The following is a 4,633-nucleotide window of genomic DNA, read 5'->3' as shown; positions in this document are numbered from 1 at the left end:
TCCCAGCTGGACAGTGGCGTTCGGCGCATCGCCAGGGTTCAGCGCGGTAATAGTCTGATCGGCCTGAAGGGTTTGCGTCGCACCGGTCGGACGGAACAGGCCGTCGTCGCCGCGCGTAACTTCCGAGCTGGTGGCTTTCACCAGCTTCAGACGTCCCAGCTGGACAGTGGCGTTCGGCGCATCGCCAGGGTTCAGCGCGGTAATAGTCCCGTCAGCAGCAATAGTGATTTCCGATCCCTGTGGTACGGCAATCGGTCCGCCGTCGCCCATCACCAGCTTGCCCTGAATGGTCAGCTGGCCAGCCGGGTTCAGCTCCATGTTGCCGTTGCGGGTGTAGGCTTCAGTACCATCCTGAGCCTGCACGGCCAGCCAGCCATCCTGACGTACGGCGACGTCCAGCGAACGTCCGGTGTAGTCCATGGCGCCGGGAGTCATATCTGAGCCCGGGGTCGAAGCCGTCACCAGCGTACGGGTCGGCAGTGAGTCGCCCTGCACCGGCACGGCGCGCAGCGCGTTCAGCTGCGCACGGAAACCAGGCGTTGAGGCGTTTGCCAGGTTGTTCGCCGTTACTGCCTGCTGTTGGAGGGTCTGACTGGCAGCCCCCATTGCGGTATATATCGCGTGATCCATAAGACGATCCTGTTAGCCGAATTAACGCAGGTTGACCAGGGTGTTGAGGATCTGGTCCTGTGTTTTGATGGTCTGGGCGTTAGACTGATAGTTACGCTGTGCCACAATCATGTTGACCAGTTCTTTACTCAGGTCGACGTTGGAAGATTCCAGCGCGCCAGCGGTCAGCGTACCCAGGTTACCGGTGCCTGCCAGGCCAACCAGCGCCTGACCAGAAGAAGCCGTTGAGGACCAGACGTTGTTACCTTCAGACTTCAGGCCTTCCGGGTTAGCAAAGTTAGCCAGCGCGATCTGTCCCAGAGTCTGGGTTTTCTCGTTGGAGTAGTTGCCTACTAACGTGCCGTCATTATTGATCTGGTAGCTGGTCAGTTCGCCCGGCTTGTAACCATCCTGTGTTGGGTTACCGAAGGTGCTGGTTTTGGTGTTCTGCTGCTGGCTGCCCGCCATATTCAGCGTGAAGCTGGTCGGCGCAGATCCTTTCAGTCCTGCCAGGTTAATCGCCTGAGTTGCGCCAGAAGTCATCTGCCCGCTGGTATCAAAAGTCATGTTGAACGTGCCCACGTCAGCGGTAGGATCCGCCGCGCTGCCGTCCTTCACGTTAACCGTCCATGCATTGTCACCGGTTTTAGTGAAGTACAGGTTCAGGTTGTGCTCGTTACCCAGCGAGTCATAGGTGGTCATTGACGCTTTGCTGTTGTAAGAGCTGGTGTTGTTAATATCCAGCGGCGTGGTGGTTGGCACGCTGTCGGTTGAGTTCAGGTTCGCTACCAGTGCTGCCGCGCTGGTAGATTTCGCTGGCATCGCTGTAGTAGGGACGCTCAGCGCTACCGGGTTAGCACCGGTCTGCACGGTTGGCGGCGTGCCGGTTGCCGGATAGCCGGTCAGCTGCAGGCCGTTAGAGTTAACGATATTGCGGTTAGCATCCAGCGTGAACTGGCCGTTACGGGTGTAGTAAACCGCGCCGCCAGCGTCAGCCATACGGAAGAAGCCAGCCTGACTGATCGCCACGTCCAGGCCACGGCTGGTAGAAGTGGTGGTACCGTCGTTAAAGTCCTGGGTGACCGCAGCCACTTTTACGCCCAGACCGACTTTAGAATCGGCGAACATATCGGCGAACGAAACGGTAGCGGATTTAAAACCCGCCGTAGCGGAGTTGGCGATGTTGTTACCGATCACATCCAGGTTGCTGGATGCTGCGTTTAAGCCGCTGACTGCCTGAGAAAATGCCATGTGTTTATTCCTGAATCGGGGTTAAGTTAAATAATCTGACGAACATTCGCGACGGTGGTCTTACCCATCGTGCCGAGGTCCAGAACGGCACCGCTGGTGTCGTTACTAACCCCACTGACTAATGCATAATTCAGCGGCTGCGCGACCAGCTGGCCGGTTGCGTTGCTGGCGCTGATAGCCACGTTATATTTACCGTCGCCTGCAACGGTGCCGTCAGCTGACGAACCATCCCAGGAGAAGGTATGGACGCCCGCGCTAAGCGCACCCAGGTTGATAGTTTGGACAACCTTACCGCTTGGATCGGTAATCGTGGCGGTGGTTGCCGTTGAAGCCTGCTCCAGGCTCACGCCAAACGGCGTTGACACACCGCTGCCGACCAGCACCTGTGAACCGTTAACCATGACGCCTTTGCCGATCAGGGTGGAAGCCTGCAGAGACTGTCCGCTGTTGATCTGGCCGGAAATCGATCCCAGCGTGGTGTTCAGTTTTTCAATGCCGCTCAGGGTATTAATCTGTGCCAGCTGTGTCGTCAGCTGGCTGTTATCCATTGGATTCGTCGGATCCTGGTTTTTTAACTGCGTGACCAGCAGGGTCAGGAAGTTACTTTGCAGGTCGGCTGCCGATTTATCGGTCGTCGACGACGAAGGTGTAATCGCTGTGTTGTCAAGTGACTCATTAACGCCAACGGTAATGCCCATCTGTCTGTTCCTTATTGACCCATCGTCAGGGTTTTCATCATCATTTGTTTAACGGTGTTCAGCACTTCCACGTTGGCCTGATAACTGCGAGACGCCGACATGGTATTAACCGTTTCCCCTACCACATCCACGTTTGGCATTTTGACGTAGCCTTTCGCGTCAGCCATCGGGTTGCCTGGCTCATAAACCAGCTTTGCCGGGGTGGGATCGTCTACCACCTGTGCGACGCGTACGCCGCCTGTCGCCGCACCGGGTGCCGCATCAGTCTGGAAAACGACCTGCTTTGCCACGTAAGGCTGACCGTCCGGGCCGGTCACGCTGTCGGCGTTGGCCAGGTTACTGGCGCTCACGTTCAGACGCTGTGACTGGGCAGCCATGGCCGAGCCAGCAATATTAAAAATGTTCAGTAAAGCCATTTATCATTGCCCCTGTAATACGGACATCATGTTTTTGATTTGCCCGCTGATGACGGTCAGGTCCGTCTGGTACTTCAGGCTGTTATCCGCAAATTCGGTACGTTCGCGGTCCATATCTACCGTATTGCCATCCAGTGAAGGCTGGGACGGCACGCGATACAGCAGATCCATCGACGCCGGTGCAGATGACTGCGCTGCTATATGGCGTGATGAGGTGACCGCCAGCGACATGCCCGATCCCTGTGCCCGCCCCTGCTCCATCACTTTGCTCAGCTGGCTGGCGAAATCGATATCGCGAGCCTGATAGCCTGGCGTGTCCGCGTTAGCGATATTGGATGCCAGGATTTCCTGCCGCTGCGCACGCAGGTTTAGGGCTTCAGTGTTAAACCGTAGGGCTGCGTCGAGTTTGTCGAGCATGTTTCCTCCGCGATTGAAAATTCAGTGAGGAGAGAATAAGCGGGTTAGGATTAATCTGATCGGAAGAATAGCGCTAAAAAGCGTCGTTAATTTGCGCCTTGACTTTGCCGCTTCCTGAGTAGAATCGTCGCCATGTTGCAGTGAGGATGAAAATAATGCGTGTGTTGACTCTTTTTCTGTTGAGCCTGAGCCTGGCTACGGTCAATGCCAGCGCCGCCGACTTAACGGCCCAGCTGAATCAATTTTTTAAAGCCCGCTATGGGGAAACCGGCCAGGGTGCCGATACCCTGAGCGTGGTGGTCAAAACGCCGCAGGGGCAATGGCCCGCCTGTGATGCTCCGCAATTCTCCTTACCGGGCAATAGCCGGATGTGGGGCAATATGAGCGTGGCCGCCAACTGCGGACAGAATCGCCGCTATCTGCAAGTGCAGGTTCAGGTTGAAGGGGATTACCTTGTAGCGGCTCGTCAGGTCGTACGCGGTGCGGCACTGACCGCCGACGATCTGAAAGTGACGCATGGCCGACTGGATACGCTGCCTGCTCGTGCGGTCATCAATATCGCTGACGTGGCCGACGGCGTGGCGCTGCGGGATATCCTGCCTGGCCAGCCGCTAACCATGATGATGGTGCGCCAGCCCTGGCGCGTAAAGGCCGGTGACAACGTCAATGTTATCGCCAGCGGAGACGGTTTCAACATCGCCAGCGAGGGCCGCGCAATGAATAATGCCACCGCCGCGCAGCCGGTCAGGGTCCGTATGAATTCGGGGCAAATTGTCAGTGGGAAAGTGGGCCCGGATGGGAATATTCTTATAACGTTATAAAGCGTTAAAGATGGCTTCGTTGCTGCCGATAGTGTAAATAACAGACGTAATACACTTGAGCAATTCAGGCCGTTAACGGCCTGAGCAAACAGGAGCCAGCTATGAGCATCGACAGAACTCAACCTATGAAGCCCGCCAGTACCGTACAGCCGCGCGATCTTCCCGAAGTGGCTACGCCAAAGGCGCAAAAGGTAGAGACAAAAACAACCCAACCGGGTGGTACCCAGGTGGTATTGAGCGGCGCACAATCACAGCTGACCAAAGCCAGCTCGCAGGATATTAACACCGCGCGCGTTGAGCAGCTGAAAAACGCCATCCGTAACGGTGAGCTGAAAATGGATACCGGTAAAATCGCCGACGCCCTGATTCAGCAGGCCAAAGACTCTTTATAAGGTTAATCAGGTAAATGACTAAACTGTTG

7 protein-coding genes are annotated in these 4,633 nt (G+C 56.3%); 2 read left to right on the top strand and 5 right to left on the bottom strand.

The annotated features are described in order from the left end of the window. From RTK32_RS19165 to flgB, 5 genes are all read right to left on the bottom strand, one after another. Positions 1-630, bottom strand: a 630-nt coding sequence (locus RTK32_RS19165) for a flagellar basal body rod protein FlgF (protein ID WP_312046782.1), incomplete at its 3' end; no start/stop codon positions are given. A gap of 21 nt (positions 631-651) precedes the next feature. Then, positions 652-1,860, bottom strand: coding sequence for a flagellar hook protein FlgE (flgE, locus tag RTK32_RS19160; protein ID WP_312046780.1), 1,209 nt, complete (start codon positions 1,858-1,860; stop codon positions 652-654). 26 nt (positions 1,861-1,886) lie between these two features. Further along, the gene (gene flgD, locus RTK32_RS19155; RefSeq protein ID WP_312046779.1) at positions 1,887-2,558 is read right to left on the bottom strand and encodes a flagellar hook assembly protein FlgD; all 672 of its coding nucleotides are present in this window, start codon (positions 2,556-2,558) and stop codon (positions 1,887-1,889) included. Between the two features lie 11 nt (positions 2,559-2,569). Then, positions 2,570-2,974 carry a flagellar basal body rod protein FlgC gene (flgC, locus tag RTK32_RS19150; protein ID WP_253454607.1) on the bottom strand — a complete coding sequence of 135 codons (405 nt, stop codon included), beginning with the start codon at positions 2,972-2,974 and terminating at the stop codon, positions 2,570-2,572. A gap of 3 nt (positions 2,975-2,977) precedes the next feature. Further along, positions 2,978-3,391 (bottom strand): flagellar basal body rod protein FlgB, encoded by a 414-nt coding sequence (gene flgB, locus RTK32_RS19145; protein WP_312046776.1) that lies wholly within the window; start codon positions 3,389-3,391, stop codon positions 2,978-2,980. A 155-nt stretch (positions 3,392-3,546) separates the two neighbouring features. Here flgB and flgA point away from each other — a divergent pair, with 155 nt between their 5' ends. Together flgA and flgM are read left to right on the top strand one after the other, a co-directional pair. Continuing rightward, on the top strand, positions 3,547-4,212 hold the full coding sequence (flgA, locus tag RTK32_RS19140; RefSeq protein ID WP_312046774.1) for a flagellar basal body P-ring formation chaperone FlgA: 666 nt from the start codon (positions 3,547-3,549) through the stop codon (positions 4,210-4,212). Between the two features lie 101 nt (positions 4,213-4,313). Next, a complete protein-coding gene (gene flgM / locus RTK32_RS19135; protein ID WP_312046771.1) occupies positions 4,314-4,604 on the top strand; it encodes a flagellar biosynthesis anti-sigma factor FlgM in 291 nt (96 codons plus the stop codon). Positions 4,605-4,633 lie beyond the last annotated feature (29 nt).

Origin of the sequence: Erwinia sp. (genome assembly GCF_031978025.1) — a bacterium.
GTDB lineage: Bacteria > Pseudomonadota > Gammaproteobacteria > Enterobacterales > Enterobacteriaceae > Erwinia.
The sequence above is the reverse complement of the archived record's forward strand: the minus strand, read 5'-3'. Positions and strand labels throughout refer to the sequence as shown.

What these genes read in the sequence shown, in the direction of transcription:
- flgD (WP_312046779.1), bottom strand. Translation starts at nt 2,558, where the DNA reads ATGGGCATTACCGTTGGCGTTAATGAGTCACTTGACAACACAGCGATT.
- flgA (WP_312046774.1), top strand. Translation starts at nt 3,547, where the DNA reads ATGCGTGTGTTGACTCTTTTTCTGTTGAGCCTGAGCCTGGCTACGGTC.
- flgM (WP_312046771.1), top strand. Translation starts at nt 4,314, where the DNA reads ATGAGCATCGACAGAACTCAACCTATGAAGCCCGCCAGTACCGTACAG.
- flgC (WP_253454607.1), bottom strand. Translation starts at nt 2,974, where the DNA reads ATGGCTTTACTGAACATTTTTAATATTGCTGGCTCGGCCATGGCTGCC.
- flgB (WP_312046776.1), bottom strand. Translation starts at nt 3,391, where the DNA reads ATGCTCGACAAACTCGACGCAGCCCTACGGTTTAACACTGAAGCCCTA.
- flgE (WP_312046780.1), bottom strand. Translation starts at nt 1,860, where the DNA reads ATGGCATTTTCTCAGGCAGTCAGCGGCTTAAACGCAGCATCCAGCAAC.